Genomic DNA, 1413 nt, shown 5'->3' with positions numbered 1-1413 from the left:
AGTTGAGTCCCCGATAGTGGTGTAGCGCGGTGGCCCTGTGATCGTCCCGGACAAGGACGCGGCCACCGTGTGATCCTTCGAGTGAACTTCTCACAGCACTCTCGAACGGAGTCATCACGATGACCGCTCCTCACATTGTCGACCCTTCCGGCCTACTCGGTGAAGCCCTGGCCGAGGCGTCCCCGGATCTGATGCGCAGCCTGCTCCAGGACGTGATCAACGCCCTGCTCTGCGCGGACGCGGACGCCGTTGCCGGCGCGGAGTACGGCCGCCCCAGCAGCGACCGGGTTGCGCAGCGCAACGGCTACCGCCACCGCGACCTCGACACCCGCGTCGGCACGATCGACGTCGCAGTCCCCAAGCTCCGCACCGGCACCTACTTCCCCGAGTGGCTGCTCGAGCGCCGCAAGCGCTCCGAGTCCGCACTGATCACGGTCGTCGCGGACTGCTATCTCGCCGGTGTCTCCACGCGTCGCATGGACAAGCTCGTGAAGACCCTGGGCATCAACAGTCTGTCGAAGTCGCAGGTCAGCAGGATGGCGGAGTCGTTGGACGAGCACGTCGAGCAGTTCCGCCACCGCCCCCTGGACGAGGCCGGCCCCTTCACATTCGTCTCCGCCGACGCCCTGACCATGAAAGTGCGTGAGGGCGGGCGCGTGACCAACGCCGTCGTCCTGCTCGCCACCGGCGTCAACGGAGACGGGCACCGCGAGGTCCTGGGAATGAGGGTCGCGACCAGCGAGACCGGAGCGGCCTGGAACAGCTTCTTCGCCGACCTCGTCGCCCGCGGCCTCGCCGGCGTTCGCCTGGTGACCTCCGATGCGCATGCGGGGCTGGTCGAAGCGATCGCCGCGCATCTTCCCGGGGCGGCCTGGCAGCGGTGCCGCACCCACTACGCCGCGAACCTCATGGCCGTGACGCCCAAGACCATGTGGCCGGCGGTGAAGGCGATGCTGCACAGCGTCTATGACCAGCCCGACGCACAAGCGGTCAACGCGCAGTTCGACCGGCTGCTGGACTACGTGAGCGAGAAGCTCCCGGCCGTGGCCGAGCACCTCGATGCCGCCCGAGCGGACCTCCTCGCGTTCACCGCGTTCCCCAAGGACGTGTGGGTCCAGATCTGGTCGAACAATCCCACCGAGCGGCTGAACAAGGAGATCCGCCGCCGCACCGACTCCGTCGGCATCTTCCCCACCCGCGAGGCGATCGTCCGTCTCGTCGGCGCGGTCCTGGCCGAACAGACCGACGAATGGGCCGAAGGACGCCGCTATCTCGGCCTCGACGTCCTCGCCCGATGCCGCCTCAGCCTCGTCCCCGACACCAGCACCGAGGAGGTCACCACCAGCTCCTTGCCCGCTCTGACCGCCTGACCAATCAGCGAAGGATCGCTACACCACTTCCCGGGACTTGACC

1 protein-coding gene is annotated in these 1413 nt (G+C 67.9%); it reads left to right on the top strand.

What is annotated here, in order from left to right; all coding sequences use genetic code 11:
• Window positions 1-119 precede the first annotated feature (119 nt).
• Complete coding sequence (locus tag IXW69_RS11365) at window positions 120-1370, top strand: IS256 family transposase (protein ID WP_194786443.1); 1251 nt, start codon at window positions 120-122, stop codon at window positions 1368-1370.
• Window positions 1371-1413: the final 43 nt, after the last annotated feature.

The sequence above is a fragment of the Actinomyces haliotis genome, assembly GCF_015355765.1.
GTDB lineage: Bacteria > Actinomycetota > Actinomycetes > Actinomycetales > Actinomycetaceae > Actinomyces > Actinomyces haliotis.
Note: the sequence above shows the minus strand (reverse complement) of the source record. Positions and strands in the feature narration are given on the sequence as shown.

Bases quoted from the DNA above. Each gene is read 5' to 3' on its own strand.
- IXW69_RS11365 (WP_194786443.1), top strand. From the start codon at position 120: ATGACCGCTCCTCACATTGTCGACCCTTCCGGCCTACTCGGTGAAGCC.